The sequence below is a fragment of the Caballeronia hypogeia genome, from assembly GCF_001544875.2.
Lineage (GTDB): Bacteria > Pseudomonadota > Gammaproteobacteria > Burkholderiales > Burkholderiaceae > Caballeronia > Caballeronia hypogeia.
Genome location: NZ_FCOA02000021.1, coordinates 62,986 through 88,561, shown reverse-complemented (window position 1 = coordinate 88,561; position 25,576 = coordinate 62,986). Strand labels below are relative to the sequence as shown.

Sequence of the window (25,576 nt, the reverse complement as noted above, 5' to 3'; positions counted from 1 at the left end):
CATCCTCGTGATGATGGACAGGACCTCATCGTAGTGATTCGCGAGATAGACCGGGTTGCGAAAAAAATGCGATACGCCTAACGTTTCATAAAGCATCGCGCCTTCTACGTTCGTTTATTTCGCTTGTCAGCCCGACGACGCAATGAAAAAAACCGCACCTGCCTCGAACCCGCATCCGGCGGGCGTCCAGACCGATCGCGTCGATCGCGCGATCCTCCGTCAGTTGCAACGCGATGCATCGATCTCGAATGTGGCGCTCGCGGAAAAGGTCAATCTCAGCGCGCCCGCGTGCCTGCGGCGCGTCGAGCGCTTGCGCGAGGCCGGCCTGATTCGCGCGACCGTCGCGCTGCTCGATCCGAAAGCGCTCGATGCGGGCATGCTCGTGCTGATCGGCGTGATCCTCGACCGCTCGACACCGGACTCGTTCGACGCTTTCGAAAAGGCCGCGCAGAAGGTGCCGGGCTGCATGGAGTGCCATGTGGTCACGGGCGAATTCGATTTCTTCATGCTGATCCGCACGCGCGACAGCGAGAGCTTCAATCGTCTCCACGCCGAGAAGCTGCTGTATCTGCCCGGTGTGCGGCAGATTCGCACCTTCGTTGTATTGCGCGAGATTCTTTCCACGACGGCGTTTCCCATCGGCGAATCGGCGGGCGCGCGTTCGGGCCCCTGAAGCAGGGCATTTTTTGCAAGCCTGCTGAAAAATTACGCTACGATTCGGGGTTTTCCTTTATCCGGGCAATCCCGTTTCGTTGTGACCGCGTCTGAATTCAAAGCTTTGGCCCGAGCAACGGTGGCCCGTCTCGCGTTGCGCTTGCGCCCGCATCTGCGGCCACGCACGCTGCTTCTCCTGCCTGCGCTGTTGCTGCTGTACGTGCTCGTGCTGATTCCGTTCACGCCCGGCATTCGCGACATCAGAAAGGCGAAGGTCGATCAGCCCGCGCAGATCTATTCCGCCGATGGCAAGCTGCTCGCCGAATTCAAGCCGACGCATCGCGAATGGGTGAGCCTCAAGCAGATTTCACCGCAAGTGATCGACGCGCTCATCTCGACCGAAGACCGGCGCTTCTATTCGCATCACGGCATCGACTTCAAACGCACCGCGGGCGCCGCGTTGCGCACGTTCTCCGGCGACCGGCAAGGCGGCTCGACCCTCACGCAACAGCTCGCGCGCAATCTCTATCCCGAGGAGATCGGCCGCTCGCAGACGCTCACGCGCAAGGTGAAGGAAGCGATCACCGCGTTCAAGATCGAAGCCGTCTATTCGAAGGACGAGATTCTCGAAACCTATCTGAACACGGTGCCGTTTCTCTACAACGCATTCGGCATCGAGATGGCCGCGCGCACGTACTTCGGCAAATCCGCCGGTCAGCTCGACGTGCTCGAAAGCGCGACGCTCATCGGCATGCTGAAGGGCAATAGCTACTACAACCCGGTGATGAACCCGGAGCGCGCGCTCGAGCGGCGCAACATCGTGCTCGGGCAGATGGTCAAGTTCGGCCATCTGCCGGCCGCGAAACTCGATGCGCTCAGCAAGCGTCCGCTGCGCATCGATTTCGAGCGGCAGACCGAAGAGCCCGGCCGCGCGCCGCATTTCGCGCAGCAGCTGCGCAAATGGCTGATCGCGTGGGCCGACGACAACGACTACAACATCTATTCCGATGGCCTCGTCGTGCGCACGACCATCGACTCGCGTCTTCAGAGCATGGCGACCAGCGCGCTCGCCTTGCAAGGCAATCAGTTGCAGTCGATCGCCAATGCGGCGTGGGGCGGACGCGGCGGCTGCGCGAACGCGAACCCGGATCTGGCGCATGCGTTCATCCGCGAGACCGATCAATACCGTGCGCTGCGCACGAGCGGTTCGAACGATGCCGACGCCATCAAGAAACTCGGCGCGGATCGCGCCTTCATGCAGACGCTGTGCGAAAGCAAGACGCGCGTGCAGGCGGCGTTCGTCGCGCTCGATCCGCGCAACGGCCAGATCAAGGCGTGGGTCGGCAGCCGCGACTTCACGCAGGACCCGTTCGATCATGTCGCTCAAGCGCGCCGCCAGCCCGGCTCGACCTTCAAGCCCTTCGTCTACGGCGCGGCCTTCGCGCACGGCGCAAAGCCTGCCGATACTTTCATCGATCAGGCCGTGGAGATTCCGGTGAACGGCGCGGAAACCTGGCGCCCCACCGACGACTCGCCGCCCACGGGCAAGCCCGTCAGTCTGCGCGACGGCATCGCCTATTCGAAGAACCGCATCACCGCGCAACTGATGCAGGAAGTCGGTCCCGGGCGCGTCGCGCGGCTCGCGCGCGACATGGGCGTGCGCGAGAGTCATCTCGACGTGGTGCCGTCGCTCGCGCTCGGCACGAGTCCGGTCACGCTCAAGGAGATGGTGTCGGCTTACGGGACCATCGCCAATGACGGCAGCTATCTCGAGCCGCTGCTCGTCACGCGCATCGAGAACAAGGACGGCGACGTGCTCGCGCAGTTCGAAAGCTCGCCCGAGCGCGCGCTGTCGATCGACGCGACGCGCAAGCTCATCGACGTGATGCGCGACGTGATCAATCGCGGCACCGGCACGACGATCCGCACGCGTTTCGGCATTCGCGCCGATGTGGCCGGCAAGACCGGCACGACGCAGGACAACGCCGATGGCTGGTTCATCCTGATGCAGCCGCAACTCGTGGCGGGCGCGTGGGTCGGCTTCAACGACAGCCGCGTCACGCTGCGCAGCGACTACTGGGGACAAGGCGCGCATAGCGCGCTGCCTATCGTCGGCGACTTCATGCAGCGCTCGTTGCGCTCGCATCTGATCGACGCACGCGCGCGCTTCGATACGCAGGAAACGCCGAGCCTCTGGCAGACGACGCTCGCGAGCGTACGGACATGGTTCGGCGAGACCTTCTCGAAAGCGCCGAAGCCGGGTGCGCCGAAGACCGCGCAGACGGCGGCGCAGCATCCGGCGCGCGTGAAGCGCGCGCCCGCGGAGCCGGCGGCGGAAGTGACGGAAGCGGCGCCGCAAGCGGCGCCACCTGTGTTTACGTCGATGCCGCCGATATTGCCATCATCGCCTTCCGATGCCGCAAGCGAAGCGCCCGCGCAAGCGGCATCGGAGCCTCAGTAAGCATCACTCGTCCGCGAGCGGCGCATGCAGGGTCTCGCGGCTGGCGATCATCGCGATCAACGCGATCGCCGCCGCGCCCACGAGATACCACGCCGGCGCGAGCTTGCTGCCCGTCGCGCCGATCAGCCAGGTCGCCACGAGCGGCGCCGTGCCGCCGAACACCGCGTTGGCCGCGTTGAAGCAGAACGCGAAGCCGCTGTAGCGTACGCGCGTCGGAAAGATCTCCGACAGAAAGCACGGCAGCGTGCCGTCGTTCATCGTCAGAAGCGCGCCGAACGCAACCTGGATCGCGACGATCATCATGAAGCTCGCGCCCGCCAGTCCCTTGAACAAGGGCACCGTCAACACGGCGAACAGGATCGACGCACCGATCAGCATCGTCTTGCGGCCCAAGCGGTCGGACAGCGACCCCATCACGAAGATCAGCGCGATGTACACGGCCAGCGAAATGGTCGCGGCGAGGAACGATGACGTTTCGCTCATGCCCATTTCGGTCGAGAGATAAGTAGGCATGTAGCTCAGCACGAGGTAGAACGCGACTGCGTTGAGGCATGTCACGCCGAAGGCGATCAGCATCGTGCGACGATGCTTGCCGAGCAGCTCCGCGATAGGCGCATGCGCGACGTGCTGCTCCTGCTCCAGCGCCTTGAAGCGCGGCGTGTCTTCCAGACGCACGCGGATATAACGGCCAACCAGTCCGAACGGCGCGGCCAGCAGGAACGGCAGACGCCAGCCGAACGAATGCAGTTGCTCGCTGGTCAACAAGGCATGAAGCAGCGCCACGAACAGCGAGCCGAACAACAGTCCGGCAGCCGTGCTCGCGGGCACGATGCTCGTATAAAAGCCGCGCTTGTTCTGCGGCGCGTATTCCGCGAGAAACGCCGCCGCGCCCGCATATTCGCCCGATGCGGAGAAGCCCTGCACCACGCGCACCAGCAGCAGAAGGATCGGCGCGAGCATGCCCGCCTGGGCATATGTCGGCAGGAATGCGATGACGAAGGTCGATCCCGACATGATCAATATCGACAACGACAGCGAGGTCTTGCGCCCGATCTTGTCGCCGAAGTGACCCCACACGATGCCGCCGATCGGCCGCACGATGAACGAGATCGCAAACACGGCGTACGCGGCGAGCAGGCCGGTCGTCGAATCGGTCTTCGGGAAGAACACGACCGCGATGATCGTCGCGAGATATCCATACGATGCATGGTCGAACCATTCGACGAAGTTGCCGATGAAGCTCGCCCATGCCGCGCGGCGCAAGACGTTCGGATCGGCCGTCGCCTTCGTGCCCGCGTTCATTGCATTGCCCGCGCCCGCGATCGCCGCGGACCCCACGACACCCGTTAGGGCCGAATCGCCTGAAACGGCTTTCCTCGTGCTCATTGACTGTCTCCGGATCTGAATGATGCGATGGAGGTTGCTCGCAAGGCCCGCAATCGGGCCTTGCTCGAGGAACCGCTTCAGCCCTTGATGATGTTGTGCTCCGGACCGTACGGGAAACCCGTGATGTTCGTCGCGTCTTTCTCGCCGACCACGAGAATGTCGTGCTCGCGATAGCCGCCCGCGCCGGGCAGACCTTGCGGCAGCATGATCATCGGTTCCATCGAGACGACCATGTTCGGTTCGAGCACGGTGTCGATGTCCTCGCGCAGTTCCAGCCCGGCTTCGCGCCCGTAGTAATGCGAGAGCACACCGAACGAATGGCCATAGCCGAAGGTGCGGTACTTGAGCAGGCCGTACTCCGCGTAGATCTTGTTGAGTTCGTTCGCGATGTCGCAGCAGCGCGCGCCCGGCTTGATGAGCTTCAATCCGGCCTCGTGCACTTCCACGTTGATCTTCCACAGACGCAGATGCTCGTCGGAGCAATGGTCGAAGAACATCGTGCGTTCGAGCGCCGTGTAGTAGCCCGCGATCATCGAGAAACAGTTGAGGCTCAGGATATCGCCACGGCGCACGCGGCGGGTGGTGACGGGGTTATGCGCGCCATCCGTGTTGATGCCCGACTGGAACCAGGTCCAGGTGTCCATCAGTTCCGAATCCGGGAAGCGGCGTGCGATCTCGCGCACCATCGCCTGTGTGGACGCGAGCGCGACTTCATGCTCCGGCACGCCTTCATGCACGGCGGCCGCGAGCGCCGCGCCGCCGACATCGCAGACATTCGCGCCGTGCTTGATGAGCGCGATCTCCTCGGCCGACTTGATCATGCGCATGCGCATGGTCTGCGCGCCGATATCGACGAACTCGACGGATGGCAGCGCGTCGCGCAGCTTCGCGAGCGTCTCGGCGCTGACGTGGTCGAACTCCACGCCCACGCGCCCCTTGTTGCCGATCTCGCCCTGCACCGCGCGGAAGAAGTTATCGCGCTGCCAGTCGGTATAGACGATGTTGTAATCCCCGACCGTGCGCCGCCATGGCTGCCCGCCGTCGATATTCGCCGAGATCGACACCACCTTTTGCGGCGTGACCACGAGCCCGTACTTGCGGCCGAACGAGCAGTACAGAAAGTCCGCGTAGTAATTGACGTTGTGATACGAGGTGAACAGCACGGCATCGATGTTCTCGCGCGCCATCAGGTCGCGCAGCTTGCCCTGACGGCTCGCGTATTCCGCATCAGAGAACGTGTGCTTCGCTTTTTCGCCATTCTCGATCCGGATCAGGTTCTCCATCTTCATCGCTCAGCTCCTTGGTGAAAACACAGTACGTGTGAGCGGATGTTAGGAGCGCGCGGCCTTGCGAAGATTTTCGCAAACGACTCGCGACTTTCTGAATTCGACATCGAGGGTTAACCACGAAGCACGCCCGTGCACGTCAGCACCGGGCATGTTCGGGCAGGAATGGAAATCAGAGCGCGGCCTGATAGCGGCGACGGTCCGCGATCGGCGTGATCATGAACTGCTTCTTGTAACGCGTGGAGAAATGCGTCATGGAACTGAAGCCCGTGCGCGCGCAGACTTCTTCCAGCGGCTTTGCGGTTCGATAAAGCAGTTGCCGCGCGCGCAGCAGACGAATCTCCAGATAGGCGTTCGCCGGCGTCTTGCCCAGCCGCTCCTGGAACCAGCGTTCGAGCTGCCGCTGCGACACGTTCATGTAGCCGGCGATCTCCTCGATCGAAAGCGTCTCCTCAATGTTGCTCTCCATGATCTGCAGTGCTTCATCGAGCTTCGCGTGTTCGGCCGCGATGTATTGCCGAAGCGATGTGACCTGCCGCTGTTCGTTGCTGCGCCGCTCGGCGACCAGCAGTTCGAGCACGCGCGCCGCGAGCGCCTTGCTGCCGGGCGACACGCCGAGCAGATGCACCATCAGATCGAGCGGTGCTATGCCGCCACTGCTCGTGTAACGGTCGCGGTCCGCTTCGTAGAGCCGGTTGGACACGATCAGCTGCGGAAACTGCTCCAGCAATACGTCCTGATCTTCCCAGTGGATCGTGCATCGATAACCGTTGAGCAGACCGGCGCGCGCGAGCAGATAACTGCCGGTGTCCAGCCCGCCGAGCGCGATGCCTTTCCTCGCCAGCGCGCGCAGCCAGTCGAGCAGCGTGCCGAGCCCCTTGCGCGCGATCGGGTTCGGGCCGACCACGAATACCGCGTCGAAGTCGTTCGTCGCAGTCAGGAGCGCATCGGGCTCGACGCGAATGCCGTCGCTCGAACGCACGGCGCCGGCCTGCATGGCGATGAGTTGATAGTCGTACACGCAGCGCTCGACGACCATGTTGGCGATGCGCAATGGATCGACCGCCGACGCGAGCGCAATGAGCGAGAAATTCTCCAGCAGAAGAAAACCGATACGGGTGACGCGAAGTTCGTGCAGGTTCCTGGTGTTGGCGGTGGTACGTAAAGGACTTCGGCTTTCAGCAGTCGATGTCATGGGTGGCGAGGAGGCGGAGTTGACGGAGAGCGGCAAAGCATACGGTAAGCATGCGTTGCCCATCGAAGTGTCGAATCAAGGGCGATTCGAATGAATGAAAGCGCGTGGGCCTTCGCCCCGCCGCTTCACCGTCCGGGCGAATCGAACGGGCGAGATCCGTCAGTGCGATTCACAGTGAAGTGAATACACCATCCCGGTGAAAACGCGGAAGTGGAAGCTTATGGCTATCTCTGTCGGCGCCGAGCGGGCCAATGAGGCGATAGCGAAAGGTCTAACTGCTCAGGCAATCCCGGAACCCATTTCTTTTTCAGCATGGTGCGCCTCCCTTAGAGACGAATCGCGATTCTTGACCGGACCAGGCAAGCTCACGATTTTTTCGTGTTCCTGATTATAGATGTGGTTGACCCCGGCCAACAGAAAATCGTGCTTCGTTCACCGGGTATTTGCGGTCGATCTCCAAGGCATTCGATGACGTTCATGCGAGTCGTCGCGGACATCGAAGCCGGCATGTTTGCGGACGTTAATGCAGAGGAAACGTACGTTCTAAAATTCTCTCGAAGTCTGGTTGCGTTCGCCTTCGCACCACAATCACGGAAACGCGATTGACGCCGCCACCGCGTTCCTGTCAGCATGCGGTAGCCGTATGAGCCGCTAGCATGGACGTTTCATGCGAAGAAAATCACATAAATTATGAGGCCTGCTGGACGGGCCTCTTTGTTGCATTTGATGAGCGACGCACAGAGGATCCCATGCTGAATGCACGAGTAGGCGCCCGAACGGGCGATAACGTTCGAATTATCGCCGCGTTTCTCATGCTGGTCGCCATCGGATTCCTCGCGATCCGCATGGTCATCATCTATCACTACTTTCTCTCATATCGCGCGAATCATGCGCAAGCGTTCAGCGATTTCAACTTCTACTACTACGCGTTCGATGCGGTTCTACGCTCGGCGCACGATCCGTCGCTGATCTATAACACCGACCGGCTACTCGAATTTCTGAAAAACCTCGGCGTGAACACGGAAGGCGACATTCTGGTGTATTGCTATCCGCCGCACTTCGCGCTGATTTTCTCCCCGTTCGCCATGTTGCCGCCCTTCGCCGCGAAGCTCGTGTGGACGAGCATATCGGTCGTGCTATGCATCATTGGCGCGATCATGGCCGCCAAAATGTCGTATCGAGGCGCCGATCGACGCGTGACGGCCTTGCTCATCGCGATCACGCTGCTGAGCTTCCCCGTATTGCACGACGCTTACCTCGGGCAATCGAACCAGCTCCTGTTCTTCCTGCTGGCGGCGAGTTTCTTTTTCATCGAGCGTGACAATCGCTGGAGCGCGGGCGTGCTGCTCGGCGTCGCGGTTGTGTTCAAGGTGACGCCGCTGGCGATCGTCGGCTTGCTGCTGCTGCGGCGGGAGTGGCGCACCGTGATCTCGGCCGGCCTCTGCGCGATCGCGCTCACGCTTTTCACCGCGAGCAAGCTGGGTTTCGGGATCATCTGGAGTTACTTCACGGTGGACATGTCGCGTTTCCAGGCGCAGATCCAGTCGGCCGGCGGATTGCCGGGTAACAGCTCCGTGCGCGGCGCGCTGCAGACGATCTCGACGAGCCTCGGCATGCCCGCATCGGAAGCCACGCTGCATGCCACCGCGACCATTTTTGGCGCGGCGATCTGCGTGTTCGCCTGCTATCTCGTGTTCCGCCGCAGCCGCGACAGGCGCACGGATTACGCGCTCGCCTGCATGACGATGCTGCTCGCTTCGCCGGTACTCGAACCGATACATATGGTCGTCGCGCTGCTTCCGCTGGTGGTCCTGATCGGCACTGCGCTCGAAAGGCCGGATATGCAGCAGTCCGCCTTCTCCCCGCGCGCGGAGTTGCTGCTCGGCGCGGTCGCCGTGCTGCTGTTGTTCTTCCTCGAGCGATCCGCGACGTACACGGTGTCGGCGTTCATCACCTATGCGCTGTGCGTCGCGCGTTATTTCCCGCCGGCGGCGGTGCTGGCGCGTGAGCGCCGCGATGGACTCGCGCGCCTCGATTCGCAATCGATCTGATCCTGCCATTAAATCCGGCCGCCGACGAGGCGCGCCGGGTTTTCACTGCTGGTGCGAATAACCGCACGCCCCCGCCGTAAATCATCTTTTCATACCATAAGACATTAACGACGATTGGCGTCGCAGTCGTCGACTATGACGTATGCGCGACACTTCGCGCCTGTATCGTCTCCATATCGCGCCGCCCGCGATCACGTTGAGCGCCCTACCGCACGTCCGTGCAGCGATATCTGCCTGATAATTCCACAGCAAATAAACGGAGAAAACGTGCTGACATCTGCGATCGGCGTGCTCAGAAGACGCTTCCTGAACGCCCATTCCGACCATAGACGCATCGCCAAAGGCGCAATGATCGTCTCACTGTTCGTGTTCCTCGGTAAGGGCACGGGGGCGTTCAAGGAAATGGCGATTGCGCATCAATACGGCATCGGCGCCACGGTCGATGCATATCAGCTCGCGCTCACGCTCATCACGTTCTTGCCGCTCGTGCTCACGAACGAGTTGAGCGTGCTGCTCGTGCCGCTCTTCGTGCGCATGCGCGGCAAGAAAGAAGAGCTCACGGAATTCGTGAGCGAGCTGGAAACCGCGTGCCTGTTGCTCAGCATCGTGCTCACCGGCGCGTTGCTGCTCGCGTGGCCGCTCATTGCGCATCTCATTGCGGGCAATCTGTCGGAACAAACGCGTCAGATGTGCTTCGAGCTGCTTGTCGGCATCTCGGTGATGGGCGTGCTGAGCCTGACCGTGTGCATCAGTGCGGCGCGTCTGCAAGCGAGCGGCAAGCACATCAATACGCTGCTTGAAAGCGTCCCGGCGCTCGTGCTGCTCGCCTGCATTCTCGCCATGCCGAATCGCCATTCGCTGTTGCCGCTGATGCTCGGCACATCGATTGGCGTGGCTCTGCAAGCGCTGGTGCTGCACTTCAGCGCGCGCAATGCCGATGGCGTGCGCATGCGGTTTCGCCTCTCGTTCCGCTCGCCCTATTGGCGCGACACGTTCCATTCCACCAGCATGCTGATATTCGGCGGCATATTCGCCGCCATGATCCCGCCGCTCGATCAGTACTTTCTCGCGCAAGCGGGCGACGGCGCCATCGCGACTTACGGCTATGCGTATCGCGTGCTGGCCCTGGTGCTCGGCATGGGCGCGCTCGCCATCAGCCGCGCGATCCTGCCGATCCTGGCCGAGATTCTCGCCGCCAAGGACTACGTGCGCGCCCGCGACACCGCGTTCAAATGGTCGATGGTCATGCTGGCGGTCGGCTCGGCCGGCGCGGCGCTCGCCTGGTTGCTCGCGCCGTGGATCATCGAATTGCTGTTTCAGCGCGGCGCGTTCACCGCGGAGGATACGGCGGCGGTCACGCGGCTCTTCCGCATCGGCCTGCTTCAGGTTCCAACCGGCTTCGCCGCGCTCGTCATTCTGCAATTGCTCGTGAGCGAGGCGCGCTATCGCGCGCTTGCGATCATGTCCATTGCGATCTTCGTGATCAAGGTGACCGCGAACGCGATACTGGCGCCGCGTTATGGCGCGGAAGGCGTGCTATTCGCAACCGCCCTGATGGTGCTGCTCAACTTCCTCGGCTATCTTGCCTGCCTGCGCAAGCCGGTTTCGGACGCCGCATGAGCGCGAGTGCAAACGTGGCGGCGAAACGCACGCGAACAGATATGGACGATGAGTTCGCTCGCGCACATAAGCGGTGCGGCGCTCGCGGTTCAATCCTTTTCAGCTTACAGATAACCGCGCCCATCCGACGATGAATACGACTCAGCGCATTCCGGTGACGCTCGAACTGTGGATGGCGTTCGAGCGCAAGTTATACAGCCCGCCGCAGGGCCAGGATCTGTCCGCCGCCGAGCGCGCCGCGATCCCGGGCTGTGAAGTGCTGTGCAACGGCGCGCCCGGCATCGCCAATCTGTGGAAGACGCTGCTGCTGCATCAGACGCCGCATTTGCAGATCGTGTGGCGCGCGCCCGATGGCAAGGTCCATCTCGTCGCCGAATCGCATGTGGCGATTCCCAACCGGCTGTTCTTCTGCGACTCGCTCGCGCTCACGCTCAACCGGCAACGCCAGTTGTTCGAGCGCGCCAAGCAGCGCCTCGCGAACGTGCGGTCGCCGAACGAGTTTCCGGTGATCGAACCGGCGCGCGCAGCAGGCGGGACTTCGAACGCCGACGTACTGCGCTTCGCGTTTCGGCATCTGCGAGAGAAGGTCGTCAATCAGTTCCGCAAGCGCTTTTCGCGCCGTGGCCATTGGGGCATCGCATTGCATAGCGAAGGCTCCGGCGAGGCGCAATGGTGGCTGCAGATTCCGTCGCCCAATGACCGCTTCTACGCGGACCCGTTTCCGTGGCGCGACGCCGACGGCCGATATCATTTGTTCTTTGAAGACCTGCCTTATTCGACCGGCAAAGGCGTGATTTCGCATGTGGCGCTGGACCCGGAGACGAAGACCTGGGACGCCGCGCCGCAAGTCGTGCTCGAGTTGCCGTATCACCTTTCTTATCCGTTCCTCTTCGAGCATGAGGGCGATGTCTTCATGATTCCGGAGACCTCCGGCAATCGCACGATCGAGGTGTATCGAGCGGCCCCGTTTCCGTCGAAATGGGAGCCGCACGCGACACTGATGAAAGACATCGTTGCCGCCGACACCACGCTCTTGCACGACAACGGCAAATGGTGGCTCTTCACCACGATCGAGCAAGGCGGCGGTCCGAACTGGGACGAGTTGCATCTCTATCACGCGAGCTCGCCATTCGGGCCGTGGGAGGCGCATCCGTGCAACCCGATCGTGTCGGACTGCCGACGCGCGCGCATGGCAGGGAATATCTTCAGGGACGCAAATGGCCGGCTCATTCGCCCCGCACAGGATTGCGAGCGCGAATACGGAGCGGCACTATGGTTTTGTGAAATTACAAAGCTGAGTGAATGCGAGTATGAAGAGACGCCCGTGCTCGTAAAGCGCGCGGCCCCGGAGCGATCAGGTCTTCACACGTGGAACAAGGCCGGTGATATCACCGTTGTGGACATCAAGATGAATATTTATAAGCGTGCGCGAGCCTGGATGGGATACAGCCGCTTATAACCTTGAAGAGGGGATTCAGCGATCGCCGCTGTTCGAGCCCTTGAATTCCTGTCCGCGAGTTGGGCCGTGGGTGCGAGCCGTAGCGGGCTCTGACTTCTTGCTATGACCTTCGGGGAGGCGTTTCTCGCGCGGCGTTCGGAAGACGATTTCGAAGACCGCTACCAAAGCAAGAACCATTACGGCCCCAACTGTGATAGTTCCGATCAGGTTGAGCCAGGACATGTCTTCTCCGCGAATTGCGCGTGACTACGAGAGAGCTGAAAGCATGACGTGTCGATCGCTTGCGCCACGCCCCGTAAACGGAGCATTGATGGCACGGATTCTAACACGCGGTTCTTTTATGTGCGGGAGCACACATAAGCAGGAAGCTCTCATCGCGTCACCGCGTTACAACAATCGGCGTGCGTGTGCTGGTGCACCGACGCCCCGTTTTATCCATCGATATTCCCTTTCCTGGGGATCAAACCGAATGGACACCGTAAGAACGACGTCAATTACGTCACCTTGCGGCGATGCAGCAAACGCAGTGCCCGGTTAAAAGCGATTGCCTGGCGCTTCCAGGGAATACGGCAGGAAAGCTTCGCTTCTGAATCTTCATCACCAAATTTTTTGACGCTGTTCCGTCAAGAACCAAGGACGAAAGTTATGCGAGCACGTGTCATGTTGGTCATCACCGGCCTCAATCTCGGCGGCGCGGAGAGTCAGCTCGTGCTGCTCGCCCGCGGACTCAAACGCATCGGATGGGACGTGCTCGTCGTGTCCATGATCGAGCCGAAATTCTTTGTCCAGGACTTCGCGAACATGGGCATTGACGTGATCACGCTGAAGATGACACCGAGCAAACCGGACGTGCGCGCAATCTGGAAGCTCGCGCGACTGGTCAAGTCATGGCGGCCCGACATTCTGCATTCTCACATGGTGCACGCAAATATCTTCGTACGGATTGCACGGGTTTTCTTTCCAAAACTTCCCGTCGTGTCCACGGCCCACAGCATCAACGAGCTCGAAGGCAGTCATGGCAGACTGCTCGCGTATCGGTTCACACGCCGTCTTTCGCACTACACGAGCAGCGTGAGCGCGAGTTCCTACGAGCACTACGTGTCGCAGGGCATGATCGACCCGAAGAAAGGCGGCTTCGTGCCGAACGGCGTCGATCTCGCGCGCTTCGAATTCAATGCGGACAAGCGCGCCGCGCTGCGCGACACGCTCGGCGTCGGCGATCGTTTCGTGTGGCTCGCGATCGGCCGGCTGGTGCCCGCCAAGGACTTCTCGAATCTGATCCGCGCGGTGGCGCATCTGCGTGACCGCGGACTCACCAACATGCGCGTGCTGCTTGCCGGCGACGGCCCCGAAAAGGACGACCTCAAGCGTCAGTGCGCCGAGGCGAAGCTCGAATCGCAGATCAGCTTTCTCGGCCCGCGTCATGATGTGCCGGATCTGATGAGCGCGGCGGATGGCGTCGTTCTGTCGTCCGCGTGGGAAGGCATGCCGATGGTGATCCTGGAAGCGATGGCCGCAAGCCGCGTGGTGGTCGCGACGAATGTCGGCGGCGTGAAGGAGCTGTTTCCGTCCGATGACGTCGGCGTGCTCGCCCCGGCCAAGGACCCGGCCGCGCTCGCGGACCGCATGGCGCACACCATGCAGCTTTGCGCCGCTGAAGCGGCCGCGGCGGGACAGAGCGGCCGCATCTTCGTCGAACGCAATTTCGACATCAACAAGATCGCACGCGACTGGGACACCATCTATCGGCGTCTCGCGCATTCGCGGCTCGCGCGTGAAAGCGCGCCGCGCGCAACCATGCCGGCGACGTCAGCGGAGAAGGTGCGGGACTAACGCTTTCTCGCGATGTAATAGATCCACGCGCTGTCGCGATCGTGCTTGCGATCGCGATCGATCAGCATGCCGTCGTAGCCGTAGGCATCGATACGCTTGTCGAAGCCGAGCGTGCGCAACTGGCGCACTTGCGAGTCGAGCGAGATGTAGTACTGCGGCAGCGGATACTCGCCTGATGACTCGTTGACCACTGCATATTCCGTTTCGATCACGTTGCGCCGCGTGTCCTTTGCATAGCGCGCGTAGCGCAACGGCAGACGCAATAAATCCCCGATGCTGCCGACGTGCGGCCGGCGTTCCGCCAGATGCGCGAACTGCGCGAAGTCGCGATTGTGACTGGAGAACACGAAATAGCCGCCCGGCTTGAGCGCCTGCTGAATGCCGGACATGATCGAGAGGCGCTCCTCATGACCGGCGCCGTCGATGCCATTGAACGCGTACACGATGAGATCGAAATGCTCGTGCGCGAAGAACCGCTCGATATCGCGCGCATCCATGGTCATGAAACGCCGCGTCGGATAGCGCGACTTGCAGATCGCGACCATGCCTTCCGAATAGTCGATACCGATGTAATTGCTGCTCAACGCGGCAAGCGCCGGCGTGGTCCGCCCGCTCGCCACGCCGATATCGAGCAGCGCGCCGCCCGTCACATGCGGCGCGAGCATCGCGAAGATCGCGCGCTCCGCCTTCTGCAAGCGGTGATCGGACGACAGCGCGGCATCGACCCGTTCGTGGCAATGGTCTTTGAAGTTGCGGGCGTCGTCGTCCATGCTGGCCATCCGATTGTCGTTGGAGAGCGCGCTCCGGTTGCCTGCGCGCCCGGCATTCGCTGACTACTCCACCTTACAGCCGCCACCGCAATCATTGTCGAGATACTTCGCGTCGCGGCCCTTGTCCTGGTGCTTGATGAGGAGCTGGGAGTGCTGGCCCGAAATGGTGTTATAGCGCACCGTGTTGCCGCTGTAGTTCGTCCCCTTGCCGTACACGCCGCCGGTCAGCTTGGCCTCCGACTCGTTCGTTGTGATCTGATTGCACTCGAACACGTTGCCGCCGGTGTTGTCGGTCGAATAGTCGTTCTCGACGCCCACCGTGCAACTGATCGCCTTGTTGTAGCCTACGTAACCGTTCTGGTGACCGACGAACACAGGACCATACAACGGGCAGTTTTCGAAAGTGTTGAAGACGATGCGGTCGCCGCTGCCGCCGTTGCTGCCGCCCGTCTGAAACATCGATTGACCGAAGAACCGCCGGAACGTGTTGCCCGCCAGATAGAAGTTGCTGACGTTGTCGTTGGTCTCCACCGGGATATCCCAGTGCCCCGGCGCATCCCAGTCGACGACCGGCGGTATCGAATTCGCGCCTTCGAACGTGCAGCCGACGATGCTGTTATTCATCATCAGGCCCGCGCCCGCGCGATACAGGAACATGGTGTGCTCGCCCGCGACGTTGCGTTTGAGCACCGCGCCCGGCTTGCACTCCATGCGGCGATTGCTCACCTTGATGTTCACCGTATGCGCGATCACGCAGGTGCGCGCGGGCACGAGCACATCGCCCGCGTTCATCGCGCGCTGAAAGGCGCCGGTGTCGTCGGTCTTGCCGTCGCACTTCGCGCCGTACTTCATCGGATCGACGGGATCGTGGAGCGCGGGACGGGTGAAGTTCGTCACCGTGCACTTCGGGTTTTTCGGCAGGAATCTGACCTGCGCGTCGGGAAGCCCCGAGCGCGCGAGACAAAGCGTGGCCATCACGAGCAACGTGTAGCGGCTTGCCGTGATCCCGCGCAACGAACGAATGCGCATGAACTCATGCCCTCATGGTTTTTGCGCCGACGCTTGCGAACAGACGGTCCCACAGCGGCAGGATGGCCTGCAGACCGTAACGCTCACGCATGGAATCAGCAGCCTGGCGGCCCATCTCGCGACACAGATGATCGTCGCTGACGAGACGGCGCAGCGCTTCAGTAAGCGCTTCACGATCGCCCACCGGTACGAGCAATCCGTCACGGCCATCACGCGTCAGTTCGCGCGGCCCGCTCGGGCAATCGGACGCGACGCATGGCAGGCCCAGTGCGAGGCTTTCCATCAGGGCCATCGGCATACCCTCGAAGCGCGAAGACATCGCGAACGCGCGCGCCTTCGAAAGCTCACTATACAACGCGTCCGTGGTGCCCGGAAGGAAGATGCGCTCGCGCATGCCGAGACGCGCGATCTGTGCTTCGAGGCTCACGCGGTCGCTGCCTTCGCCCCAGATCCAGAGGTCCACATCATCGCGTTCCTGCGCCACTGTTGCGAACGCGTCGATCAATACATCGAACTGTTTCTGGGCCGTCAGACGTCCCACCGACATCACGCGCTTGCGCTCGCTGCCTTCCTTGCGTGCGAGCCCGCGCTCGAACACTTCGTTGGGCAACGGATTGGGCACGACCACGATGCTGCGCGCACCGGGCACCATCTTGCGAAACGCTTCGACGATGCTTTCGGTCAGCACCGTGACGATGCGCGCGCGCGGATAGAAGAGCCGGCACAACACCGTCCAGAGGCGCGAGCGTCCATCGACCGATGGATTGTTGTGCTCGCACGCGATGACGGGAATGGACAGGCCGCGCGAGGCGAGCAAGGTCATGATGCTCACATTCGGCAGAAACGAAATCAGCACGTCCGGTCGCGATTCGCGAATCAGCTTGCGCAACGCCGCGACGCGCGCGAGATAGCGCGACAATCCGTGTCCGTCACCCTCGACGAGACCGGCGAGAGGGACGACGCGCACACGTTCATCGACGGGGTAGAACAGCGCGCCGCCGCCGGAGAAAGTGGGCACGAGCGTGACCTCGTCGCCGCGTTCGACCCACGCATTCACCAGGGTCGCGGCGACGCGCTCCGCGCCGCCCGTTCCCATCGAGCTCACCAACAAGAAGATCTTCATGTTCAGGCCGTAATCGATCGATGCGCCAAGTTCGCGCGAGGCGGCTCAGGCAAGCCCGGGCCGCGCCTTCACACCGACTGCGGAAAAGACGTCGCTCCACATCGCCACGGTCTTGTCGAAGGCGAAGGTCTGCGTGACGCCTGTCGCCCGCGCCGCGATCGCAGCGCGTTCTGCGTCGTTCTCCATCAGGCGGCCGAGCGCCTGCGCGAGCGCGTGCGGATCGCCGACGGGACGCACGAGCAGACCGTTCTCGCCGTGACGAATGATGTCGCGCGGGCCACAGTCGCAGTCATAGCTCACGGCGGCGACGCCCGCGGACATCGCTTCGACGAGCGTCATCGAGAAGCCTTCGAAGCGCGAGCTCAGCACGTAGAGGTCCGCGCGCTGATACCAGTCGCGCACGTTGCCCGCGTGTCCCGGCAGCTTCACGCGGCCCTGTAGGCCGTGCTGCGCCACCTTCTTCTCCAGCAGCGCGCGCTGATCGCCCTCACCGACGATCACGAGGTCCCATTGCGGCAGACCCGGCGCGATCTCCGCGAACGCATCGACGAGGTAATCGAAGCCCTTCGCTTCGTGCAGACGGCCCACCGCGAGCAACATCCGACGCTCCGGCGCCATGACCGTCTCCGGCATGATCATCGGCTCGGTGCGCGGAATCGGCAGCGCGAACGGCGGCGGAATGACCGAAACCGCCGAGCAGTCGCAATGCTCGCGCAGCCACACCTTGCTTTCCTCGGTCAGCACGACGATTCTGTCCGCCGATGGAAACACCCAGCGGCGCAGGGTGCTCCACAGCTTGCTCGGCAGAATCGGCGGATGCGTGTGCTCGGTCGCGACGACCTTGCACGGCAAGCCCCGGCCCGCGAGGATCGACAGCACGGAGGCGGCCGTCATCATGCCGAGCGCGATGTCGGGCTTGACCTGCTTCAGGATGCGGCGATATTCCCGCACGCGCGCGAAGTTTGCCGTGAGGCCGCCCAATGCGCCGAGCAAACCGCCGCCGCGCGCGGCGATCGGCATGTGCAGGCGCTTGATCGAGCCTTCCAGCGGATAAAAGTCCTGCTCGGGCGACACTTCCGTCACGATGGTGACGTCGATCGCCCGTGAGGCCCACTCGTTCGCCAGGTTGGCGGTCACGCGCTGCGCGCCGCCACACTGCATCGAGTAGATGAAAATCACGATGTTCATTGCGTCTCCGGCAGGCGCGATGGGGCGATCAGGACTGACCCGTTTCCTGGTAATACGAGCGGTATGCCGCGCTGCCGTAGCGTCGCGCATATGCATAGCCGCCCGCGCCTTCCGGCACGGCATTGAGCACGAGGCCGTTCACCTTGCAGCCTGCCTGATTGAGACGCTGAACCGCGGTGCTGACTTCGGTTGCGCGCGTGACGCCATAGCGCGCGAGCAACAGGATCGTGCCGGCCGCGGGAGCCACGATGCCCACATCGGACACGGCGAGCACCGCTGCCGCATCGACCACGACGATGTCGTAGTCATCCACCACTTGCTGAAGCACGAGTTCGAAATCACCGCGCAGCAGGAGCTCGGACGCGTTGTCCGGATAGCGGCCCACACCGAGGAAGTCGAGATTCGGCAGCACGTCGCGGCGAATCGCTTCCTGAATGGTGAGCTCCCCGTCCATCACTTCCGCGAGACCCTTCGCCCACGGCAAGCCGATGATGCGATGCATGTGGCCACGGCGCAGGTCGGCGTCGACGAGCAGCACGCGCTTGCCGCCCGAGGCGAGCACGGCCGCGAAGTTGGCCGACGCGAACGACTTGCCGCTGTCGGGCATTGCGCCGCTCAGCATCACGACGTTGTTGCGCGCGCCGATCATCGCGACCTGAACGGCCGTGCGCAACACGCGCAGCCCTTCGATCGCGGCATCCTGCGGGCACTTCACCGCGAGCAGGCGTTCGTTGACGGAGGGATGCTTGGTTTTGGCGAGGCGCGCCTCGTCGTCGCTCATCGGAATGGCGCCGTACATCTTGAGGCCGAGGCTGTCCAGCTCGACCGGATCGACCACGCCCTTCTTGAAGAAGTCACGCGCGAAGGACAGGCCCAGGGCGCCGAAGAGGCCGCCGAAGAACGCGATCACGACGATCAGCACACGATTCGGCTTGGCCGGCTGTTCCGGCACGTCAGCGTTGTCCACCACACGCACCGCGCTGATCTTGCCGGCGCGAATGAGCTGGAGCTGCTCCATGTTCGAACGCATCGTCGAGTAGACGTCGGTCGAGGTACGCACTTCACGCATCAGGCGAACGGTGCCTTGTTCATCGCCCGGAAGCTCGCGCGTGCGCTCCACGATCGAATCGCGATAACGGCGCGCGGACTCGATCTGCTTGTCGAGCTGCACGACGTCCGGATGATTCGGAGCGAAGCGCTGACCCAGTTCCTGACGACGCTGCTGCAACTGATAGAGCGAAGTATCCGCCGCCGACGACTGCTGCAACAGCACGCGCGCCTGCTCGCTGATATCCACCGAGTTGTGCTTGTTGCGGTAGTCGTTGTAGCGCTGCTCGGCCTGCTCGACCTGCTGCTTGAGCGCCGGAAGCTGCGAGTTCAGGAAATCGAGCGAAGCCTGCGCACGCACGGCCTTGCGCTCCGAATTCTGTCTGACATATGCCTGGGCGATGGAATTGAGCGTCGCGCTCATGACCACCGGATCGCCGCCGGACAGCGTCGCCGCGAGCACGTCGGACTTCTGGCCTTCTTCCTCGATCGTCATCGCGCGGCGCAGATTGTTGACCGCGCTCGCACGCGAATCACGGCGCAACACGAAGTCGACGCCAGGCTCGCCGCTGATACTCGCAACGCGCAATGTCAACGGGCCTTGCTGGGTCTTCACGTTGAGCGTTTCGCCGATCTTGCCCGTGACCGGATTTTCGATACCGGGGCCAGACAACTCGTATTTATCGCCGGCCAGCGCTTTCAATTTGAAACGCTTCCCCAAAAAGCGTTTGGGAATATCAAAAACCGGAACTTCTATCTGTTCGCTACCCCACGCAAAACCACCAATCCCGAAAATACCGGGTGTAGAAAGATTATCGGAATTGCGCGCTATCGCACGTCCAATAAAAGGGAAATATTCGGGTTGCGCGCTTACGGCGAGATTAAGCGTATCGACAGCTTCGCCAATCACGAGTTTGGAACCGAGAATCTGAATCTCTCCGTCTGCATTCGAACGGATACCAGTGACGGATGAGACATCGCCCACATAGTCATTGGACGGCCGGGAAGCGTTTTCCCCCGTGTCCTCCAATTGAATGACTATTTTTGCCTGATAGACAGGCGGCGCGATCGTGGCATAGAGCACGCCAAGCGTGAATATGCACAGAAAAGTGATGATGATCTGCCATCGATGCGAGTACATGCTATCGATGACACTTACCAGATCAAATGTGGGAGAGGATCCACTCCCCTCTATGCCGCGTTGATCGATGTGCTCGGCCATGGCTTCCCCTGTTAATTTCACTTTTCTGTTCAACGGGTTATCGATACGGCAGCCCCCGCTCTAGCCGGGAGCGGGTTCGTCTCATAGCGATTCATATGAAGTGACGCTCAATAAAGGCGTTTCTGCCTACAAATAGCAAAGCCACGCCGGCGATTCTTCTGATTAATTAGCTGTCGTTCCACTCAAACACACGCTATTGGAACGCAAATTTGTGCGGCGCTCCGTATGCTATACCGCGTTCGTCGATAACGGCAACAAACCTTTTTTCATTCGTTTGTTCATCTGATCAATGAACAAACCACGATTAGGGCAACCCACTACGAAATCTTCAAAAAACTTCTTGGAATGCCGATGGTTTGTTGATTACGATACCGTTTCGGACGGGGTTATGCCGAAGCTATAAATCAACATACTAGTGAACGTGCATTAGTTTTTTCAGTTTTTTCGCACCTCGAAAGTATTTTCGAATACTTAGTAAAGATGGTGTCCTAACGCACATATCACGCACCGCACCATGCCGTATCAGTAAGCTCCCGGAGAAGGAAAAATGATTAACTTGGCAGTGGGCTTCACCAGCGCGTTCCTCGTGACGTGGCTAGTGGTCCGGTACGCGGGGACCTATGCACGCTTTTCTCTAGACCTGGATCTTCATGCCGTACAGAAGATGCATCAAAGTGTGGTTCCCCGTGTAGGTGGTCTCGCAATCTTCTGCGGCACCGCCATCACTTTCGCTACGTCCACGTTTCTTCATACGTCACCCACCTACGAAGCATTCTTGTTGTTGAGTTGCGCCACACCCGCTTTCATCGGCGGACTGGCTGAAGATCTCACCAAGCGCGTGACGCCGCGCATGCGTCTGTTGTGTGCGCTCGGCGCGGCCCTCGCCGGCTGCTTCGTGATGGGCGCGGTGATCGACCGCGTGGATCTGCCGGCCATCGACTTCGCGCTCGCGTTCCTGCCGGTCGGCGTGCTGTTCACGATGATCGCGGTGGCCGGGGTCACCAACGCGATGAACATCGTCGACGGGCTCAACGGCCTCGCTTCGGTCGTCGCCATTCTGATCTTCGCTTCGATCGGCTACGTCGCGGTCAGCGTGAACGACTGGCTCGTCGCGAGCGTGGCCTTCGCGATGATCGGGGCGATAGGCGGCTTCGTCGTGTGGAACTATCCTTCGGGGCTCGTGTTCCTGGGCGATGGCGGTGCGTACTTCATCGGCTTCATGATGGCCGAGCTCGTGGTGCTGCTGATCGCGCGTCATCCGAATATCAGCGCGTTCTTTGCGGTCGTCGCGCTGTACCCGGCCTTCGAGACGCTGTTCTCGATCTATCGCCGCCGCTTCGTGCGCGGCCGCGCCGTCGATGCGCCCGATGCGTTGCATCTGCATACGCTCATCTACAAGCGCATCGCGCGCAAGGGCATTGCATTCAATGACAAGCAGCACGCGACGCGGCGCAACTCGATCAGCTCGGTCTATCTGTGGCTGCTGAGCCTCATCACGATCGTGCCGGCGACGTTCTTCTGGAACTCGCCCTATGTGCTCGCGTTGTCGGCGCTCGCCTTCGTGAGCGCCTATGTGTGGATCTATTCGGCTGTCGTCAGGTTCAGGACGCCGAGCTGGATGCTCCTCCCCGTCTCGGTGTTGCGGCACGCATCACGCACCGAAAGACCGCCGGCCGCCCCCGACCGGCTGCACTGATCTCGCCAGATTCGAAACGCGCCGTCCCGTTCGCACTTTTTTGCGAAGCGGGGTGGCGCGGCGCGCGGAGCCATGCGCTCCGCCGCATCCACGTTCGTCAAGTTAAGCGATTCGGAGAATTCATGAATCCCCGCAAGGTCGTGCTGTTTGCCAATACCGACTGGTATCTCTATAACTTCCGTCTCTCGCTCGCCAAACGCCTCCGCGATGAAGGCTATGAAGTCGTGCTGTTGTCGCCGGAGGGCAAGTACGGCCCTCAAATGATCGAACAGGGCTTTCGCTGGCAGCCCGTGCCGATGGAGCGACGCAGCCTCAACCCGTGGCGCGAGCTGATGCTGATTCAATGGCTCGCGCAATTCTTCGCGCGCGAGCGGCCCGGCATCGTGCATGGCTTCACGATCAAGGGCGCGGTGTATGGTTCGATCGCCGCCAAGCTGGCCTCGGTGCCGGTGCGCATCAACGCCATCGACGGCATGGGCTATGTCTTCACCAGCAACACTGCGAAGGCACGCATGCTGCGCCCGATGGTGCGTCACGTAATGAAGCTGGCGTTTCAGGGCAAGTCGTGCGCGCTGATCCTGCAGAATCCCGACGACGTCTCGCTCTTCAAGGAGGCGAAGATCGTTCATGACCGGACCATCCGCGTCGTGCGCGGCGCGGGCGTCGATTTCAAGCGCTTCGTGCCGCGCGAAGAAGCGGCGCGCGAGCCCGGTCAGCCTTTGCGTGTGCTGCTGGCCGCGCGTCTGATCCGCGAGAAGGGCATCGAGGAATATGCCGAGGCCGCGCGTATCCTGAAGAGCGAAAAGCGCTCGGTGCGCTTCCTGCTCGCCGGCTCGCCGGACGAAGGCAATCCGGCCGCGATCAGTGTCGATAAGGTGCGCCGCTGGGCCGACGAAGGGCTCATCGAATGGCTGGGACACGTGAGCGACATGCCGGCGCTGCTCTCGGAGATCGATGTCGTCGCGCTGCCTAGCTATTACCGCGAAGGGCTGCCCACTACACTCGTCGAAGGCGCTGCCTGCGCGCTGCCGCTCATCACGACCGATGGCCCCGGCTGCCGCGAGGTGGTGAGCCGCAATGGGGAAGACGGGCTGATCGTGCCGCCGCGCGATGGGCGCGCGCTTGCCGACGCCATCCGCCTGCTCGACGACGATCGCGGCCTCGCCCGCAAGCTCGGACTCGCGGCGCACGAAAAAGGCCTGCGCGAATTCGACGAGACCGTCGTGCTCGACAAACTGCTCGCCACGTATCGCGAGCTTGGTTCCCGCCGACGCGGGCCACAGATCATGCAGGCTGAATCGGCATGAGCATGTCATCTGGATTCCTTACGATCGTCACGCCGACGTTCAACCGGGCGCATTGTCTGCCGCGACTCTACGAGAGCCTCGCGCAGCAGACCGACCGCGACTTCGAATGGATCATCGTCGATGACGGCAGCACCGACGCCACGCCCGAATTTTGCGCGGCGATGATGGCGCAGTCGCAGATTCCGGTACGCGTGATCCGCAAGGTAAACGGCGGCAAGCACACGGCCTTGAACGCGGCCATCTCGGCGGTGAGCTCCGAACTCGTTTTTATCGTCGATAGTGACGACTATGTGACACCGAATGCGGTGTCGCGCATTCGCGACATCTGGAGCACGCACAGGGCCGCGGACCGCTCGGGCATCTGCTTTCTGCGCGGCACGACCGAGCATGACACGCTCGGCAGCCGTTTTCCGGTGAACGGCGAGATCGCGTCATACATCGAGATGCGCTTCAACCGCGGCGTGAAGGGCGACAAAGCCGAGGTCTACCGAAGCGACCTGCTCAGGAAGTTTCCCTTCCCCGAGTTCGAAGGGGAGCGCTTCCTCGCGGAAGACGCGGTCTGGGCGCCGCTCGGACTCGAGTACAAGATGGTCCACGTGAACGAAATCATCTACGTGGGCAACTATCTGGAGGCGGGACTCACGCAGGGCGGGAAGTCGTACATGGTGAAGTGCCCGAATGGCGCGATCGAAAGCGTGAGGTGGTTCATGTCGCCCAAGGTCGACATGAAGGTGCGCATGCCGATGGCATGGCGATACATCGCATATGGTCTGTTCGCGAAGCGTTCGCTCGCACGGCATATCGTGACGAGCGAGGCGCCGTTGTTCGTCGCGAGTCAGTTGCCGGCCGGAATCGCGCTCTACTTCTATTGGCGTCGCAAGTTCCGCAGTGAGTTGAGCGCCGCGCAAGCAGTGGGCGGAGGACAACGGCCGGCTGCAAGCGCCTAAGGTCCAGACGCGAAAAAACGCGCGAGCGTGCCGTGCGTGAAGCACGACGCGCCCGCGCGTCCATCCATCAGGCGAAGGGCTTGCACCCTCGCGCCTTCCGTCACTCCATACAGCCTTACTTCGGGTTCGTGACGGTGACCTTCGGGCCCGACGGATCCCAGTCGGCGAAGATGTAAGCCGACGACAGCGAACGACCCCAAACCGGGTTCGTGCTCGTGATCGCGCCCGTGCAGTTCGAGCCGCTCGGCAGCGCCTGAACCGAGAATGCGGCAACCTTGCTGCCCTGGTCCACGTGGTTCGTGATCGCGATGTTCACGGTCTTCTTCACATTGCTCGGGAACGACGACAGCCAGATCTGGATGCCAGGACCCGCGCAGTTCTTCGACGTCGGGCTGTTGATCTTGATGTTCTCGAGCACCGTCTGGTTGTTGTCCGGCTCGAAGTCGATACCCGCGCCAGGCGCCGTGCCGCCGATGTTTTCCCAGATCGGGCTGTTGAGCGTCAGACCGCTCACGCTGCCCACCGACATGCCCTGACGACGGCAGCCGATCGCGTGGTGGTTGTTGATCGTGATGTTCTTGCTGTAGGCGTTGCTACCCGAGCAGCTGTTGTCGAGGTAGATGCCGTCGCCCCAGCAGTTGATCGTCGTCGCGCCGTCGATGGTCAGGTTCGTCGCGCCGTTGATCGAGATGCCCATGCCCCACTCGCCGGTCTTCGACGAATTGAGTTCCTTCGAGCCGTCGATATATGCGTTCTCGATGACCACGCCGTCCACGTCCCACACGCGGATCATCTGATAGACCTCGGCGTTGTACGACAGCAGCTTGATCGACGCGCCATCGGCAAAGCGGATGTGGCTCTTGTTGCGCAGATCCAGACCGGCCATGTCGATACGGCTCTTGCCCGTGATCAGCAGAATCTGACCGACCGAACCGTCGATTGCGGCTTGCAGCGCCTTGCGGTCGTTCGTCGTTCCGTCGCCCTTCACGCCGAACGATGTATCGAGGACCACGCCTGCGGTGCTCGTGCTGGTGTTCGAGCTAGTGCTCGAATTGTTCGTGCTCGTCGGCGTGCTGGCTGCCGTCGTCGTCGATGCGGGCGTGCTTGCCGCTGCCGGCGTGCTCGCGGCCGTCGAGGAGCCGGCGTTGCTGCCCCAGCGGCGGCGCTGACGGTCCGCCACGGAATCTGCTACGCCGCTGTCGCTGCCGCCGCCGCAGGCTGCGAGCACCGCGGAGCCAGCCGTTGCGACGAGCGCCGAAAGGAATTTACGACGAAACGCGAAAGGGGCTTCGCCATTCACGG

The 25,576-nt window shown here is 61.9% G+C and carries 20 protein-coding genes; 10 read left to right on the top strand and 10 right to left on the bottom strand.

Annotation, left to right across the window (positions count from 1 at the left end; all coding sequences use genetic code 11):
• Positions 1-142 precede the first annotated feature (142 nt).
• Positions 143-673: an Lrp/AsnC family transcriptional regulator gene (locus tag AWB79_RS25880; protein ID WP_061170285.1), complete on the top strand. Its 531-nt coding sequence runs from the start codon at positions 143-145 to the stop codon at positions 671-673.
• Between the two features lie 120 nt (positions 674-793).
• Positions 794-3,115 carry a penicillin-binding protein 1A gene (locus AWB79_RS25875; protein WP_232471017.1) on the top strand — a complete coding sequence of 774 codons (2,322 nt, stop codon included), beginning with the start codon at positions 794-796 and terminating at the stop codon, positions 3,113-3,115.
• A gap of 3 nt (positions 3,116-3,118) precedes the next feature.
• Here AWB79_RS25875 and AWB79_RS25870 read toward each other — a convergent pair whose 3' ends face one another.
• From AWB79_RS25870 to AWB79_RS25860, 3 genes are all read right to left on the bottom strand, one after another.
• Positions 3,119-4,417 carry an MFS transporter gene (locus tag AWB79_RS25870; RefSeq protein WP_061170343.1) on the bottom strand — a complete coding sequence of 433 codons (1,299 nt, stop codon included), beginning with the start codon at positions 4,415-4,417 and terminating at the stop codon, positions 3,119-3,121.
• A gap of 161 nt (positions 4,418-4,578) precedes the next feature.
• The gene (locus AWB79_RS25865; RefSeq protein WP_061170283.1) at positions 4,579-5,790 is read right to left on the bottom strand and encodes a M24 family metallopeptidase; all 1,212 of its coding nucleotides are present in this window, start codon (positions 5,788-5,790) and stop codon (positions 4,579-4,581) included.
• Positions 5,791-5,959: 169 nt separating this feature from the next.
• Positions 5,960-6,982 carry a GlxA family transcriptional regulator gene (locus tag AWB79_RS25860; protein WP_061170282.1) on the bottom strand — a complete coding sequence of 341 codons (1,023 nt, stop codon included), beginning with the start codon at positions 6,980-6,982 and terminating at the stop codon, positions 5,960-5,962.
• A gap of 812 nt (positions 6,983-7,794) precedes the next feature.
• On the opposite strand from AWB79_RS25860, the gene AWB79_RS25855 reads away from it, so the two are divergent.
• The 3 genes from AWB79_RS25855 (at position 7,795) to AWB79_RS25845 (ending at position 12,112) form a co-directional block, all read left to right on the top strand.
• Complete coding sequence (locus AWB79_RS25855) at positions 7,795-9,033, top strand: glycosyltransferase family 87 protein (protein WP_096031611.1); 1,239 nt, start codon at positions 7,795-7,797, stop codon at positions 9,031-9,033.
• A gap of 267 nt (positions 9,034-9,300) precedes the next feature.
• Positions 9,301-10,653 carry a murein biosynthesis integral membrane protein MurJ gene (gene murJ, locus AWB79_RS25850; RefSeq protein WP_063963547.1) on the top strand — a complete coding sequence of 451 codons (1,353 nt, stop codon included), beginning with the start codon at positions 9,301-9,303 and terminating at the stop codon, positions 10,651-10,653.
• Between the two features lie 130 nt (positions 10,654-10,783).
• Positions 10,784-12,112, top strand: coding sequence for a glucosamine inositolphosphorylceramide transferase family protein (locus AWB79_RS25845; protein WP_061170280.1), 1,329 nt, complete (start codon positions 10,784-10,786; stop codon positions 12,110-12,112).
• A 15-nt stretch (positions 12,113-12,127) separates the two neighbouring features.
• On the opposite strand, the gene AWB79_RS25840 is transcribed toward AWB79_RS25845, so the two are convergent.
• Complete coding sequence (locus AWB79_RS25840) at positions 12,128-12,334, bottom strand: hypothetical protein (RefSeq protein WP_061170279.1); 207 nt, start codon at positions 12,332-12,334, stop codon at positions 12,128-12,130.
• A 438-nt stretch (positions 12,335-12,772) separates the two neighbouring features.
• Here AWB79_RS25840 and AWB79_RS25835 point away from each other — a divergent pair, with 438 nt between their 5' ends.
• Positions 12,773-13,945, top strand: a complete 1,173-nt coding sequence (locus tag AWB79_RS25835; RefSeq protein WP_061170278.1) for a glycosyltransferase — start codon at positions 12,773-12,775, stop codon at positions 13,943-13,945.
• Here AWB79_RS25835 and AWB79_RS25830 read toward each other — a convergent pair.
• From AWB79_RS25830 to AWB79_RS25810, 5 genes are all read right to left on the bottom strand, one after another.
• On the bottom strand, positions 13,942-14,715 hold the full coding sequence (locus AWB79_RS25830; protein ID WP_157695849.1) for a class I SAM-dependent DNA methyltransferase: 774 nt from the start codon (positions 14,713-14,715) through the stop codon (positions 13,942-13,944). The two genes, AWB79_RS25835 and AWB79_RS25830, sit on opposite strands and share 4 nt — an antisense overlap.
• A 63-nt stretch (positions 14,716-14,778) precedes the next feature.
• A complete protein-coding gene (locus tag AWB79_RS25825) occupies positions 14,779-15,744 on the bottom strand; it encodes a hypothetical protein (RefSeq protein WP_061170276.1) in 966 nt (321 codons plus the stop codon).
• 4 nt (positions 15,745-15,748) lie between these two features.
• A complete protein-coding gene (locus AWB79_RS25820) occupies positions 15,749-16,867 on the bottom strand; it encodes a glycosyltransferase family 4 protein (protein WP_061170275.1) in 1,119 nt (372 codons plus the stop codon).
• A gap of 45 nt (positions 16,868-16,912) precedes the next feature.
• Positions 16,913-18,055 (bottom strand): glycosyltransferase family 4 protein, encoded by a 1,143-nt coding sequence (locus AWB79_RS25815; RefSeq protein WP_061170274.1) that lies wholly within the window; start codon positions 18,053-18,055, stop codon positions 16,913-16,915.
• Between the two features lie 28 nt (positions 18,056-18,083).
• Complete coding sequence (locus AWB79_RS25810; RefSeq protein ID WP_061170273.1) at positions 18,084-20,324, bottom strand: polysaccharide biosynthesis tyrosine autokinase; 2,241 nt, start codon at positions 20,322-20,324, stop codon at positions 18,084-18,086.
• Positions 20,325-20,871: 547 nt separating this feature from the next.
• Between AWB79_RS25810 and AWB79_RS25805 the strand changes: the two genes are divergently transcribed.
• The 3 genes from AWB79_RS25805 (at position 20,872) to AWB79_RS25795 (ending at position 24,274) form a co-directional block, all read left to right on the top strand.
• A complete protein-coding gene (locus tag AWB79_RS25805) occupies positions 20,872-22,020 on the top strand; it encodes an MraY family glycosyltransferase (RefSeq protein ID WP_061170272.1) in 1,149 nt (382 codons plus the stop codon).
• A 122-nt stretch (positions 22,021-22,142) separates the two neighbouring features.
• The gene (locus AWB79_RS25800) at positions 22,143-23,327 is read left to right on the top strand and encodes a glycosyltransferase family 4 protein (RefSeq protein WP_061170271.1); all 1,185 of its coding nucleotides are present in this window, start codon (positions 22,143-22,145) and stop codon (positions 23,325-23,327) included.
• Positions 23,324-24,274, top strand: a complete 951-nt coding sequence (locus tag AWB79_RS25795; protein WP_061170270.1) for a glycosyltransferase family 2 protein — start codon at positions 23,324-23,326, stop codon at positions 24,272-24,274. The genes AWB79_RS25800 and AWB79_RS25795 overlap by 4 nt, the downstream gene beginning before the upstream one ends.
• 115 nt (positions 24,275-24,389) lie before the next feature.
• Here AWB79_RS25795 and AWB79_RS25790 read toward each other — a convergent pair whose 3' ends face one another.
• Positions 24,390-25,286 (bottom strand): right-handed parallel beta-helix repeat-containing protein, encoded by an 897-nt coding sequence (locus AWB79_RS25790; RefSeq protein ID WP_232471016.1) that lies wholly within the window; start codon positions 25,284-25,286, stop codon positions 24,390-24,392.
• A 7-nt stretch (positions 25,287-25,293) separates the two neighbouring features.
• Between AWB79_RS25790 and AWB79_RS40610 the strand changes: the two genes are divergently transcribed.
• A complete protein-coding gene (locus AWB79_RS40610) occupies positions 25,294-25,443 on the top strand; it encodes a hypothetical protein (protein WP_232471015.1) in 150 nt (49 codons plus the stop codon).
• Positions 25,444-25,576 lie beyond the last annotated feature (133 nt).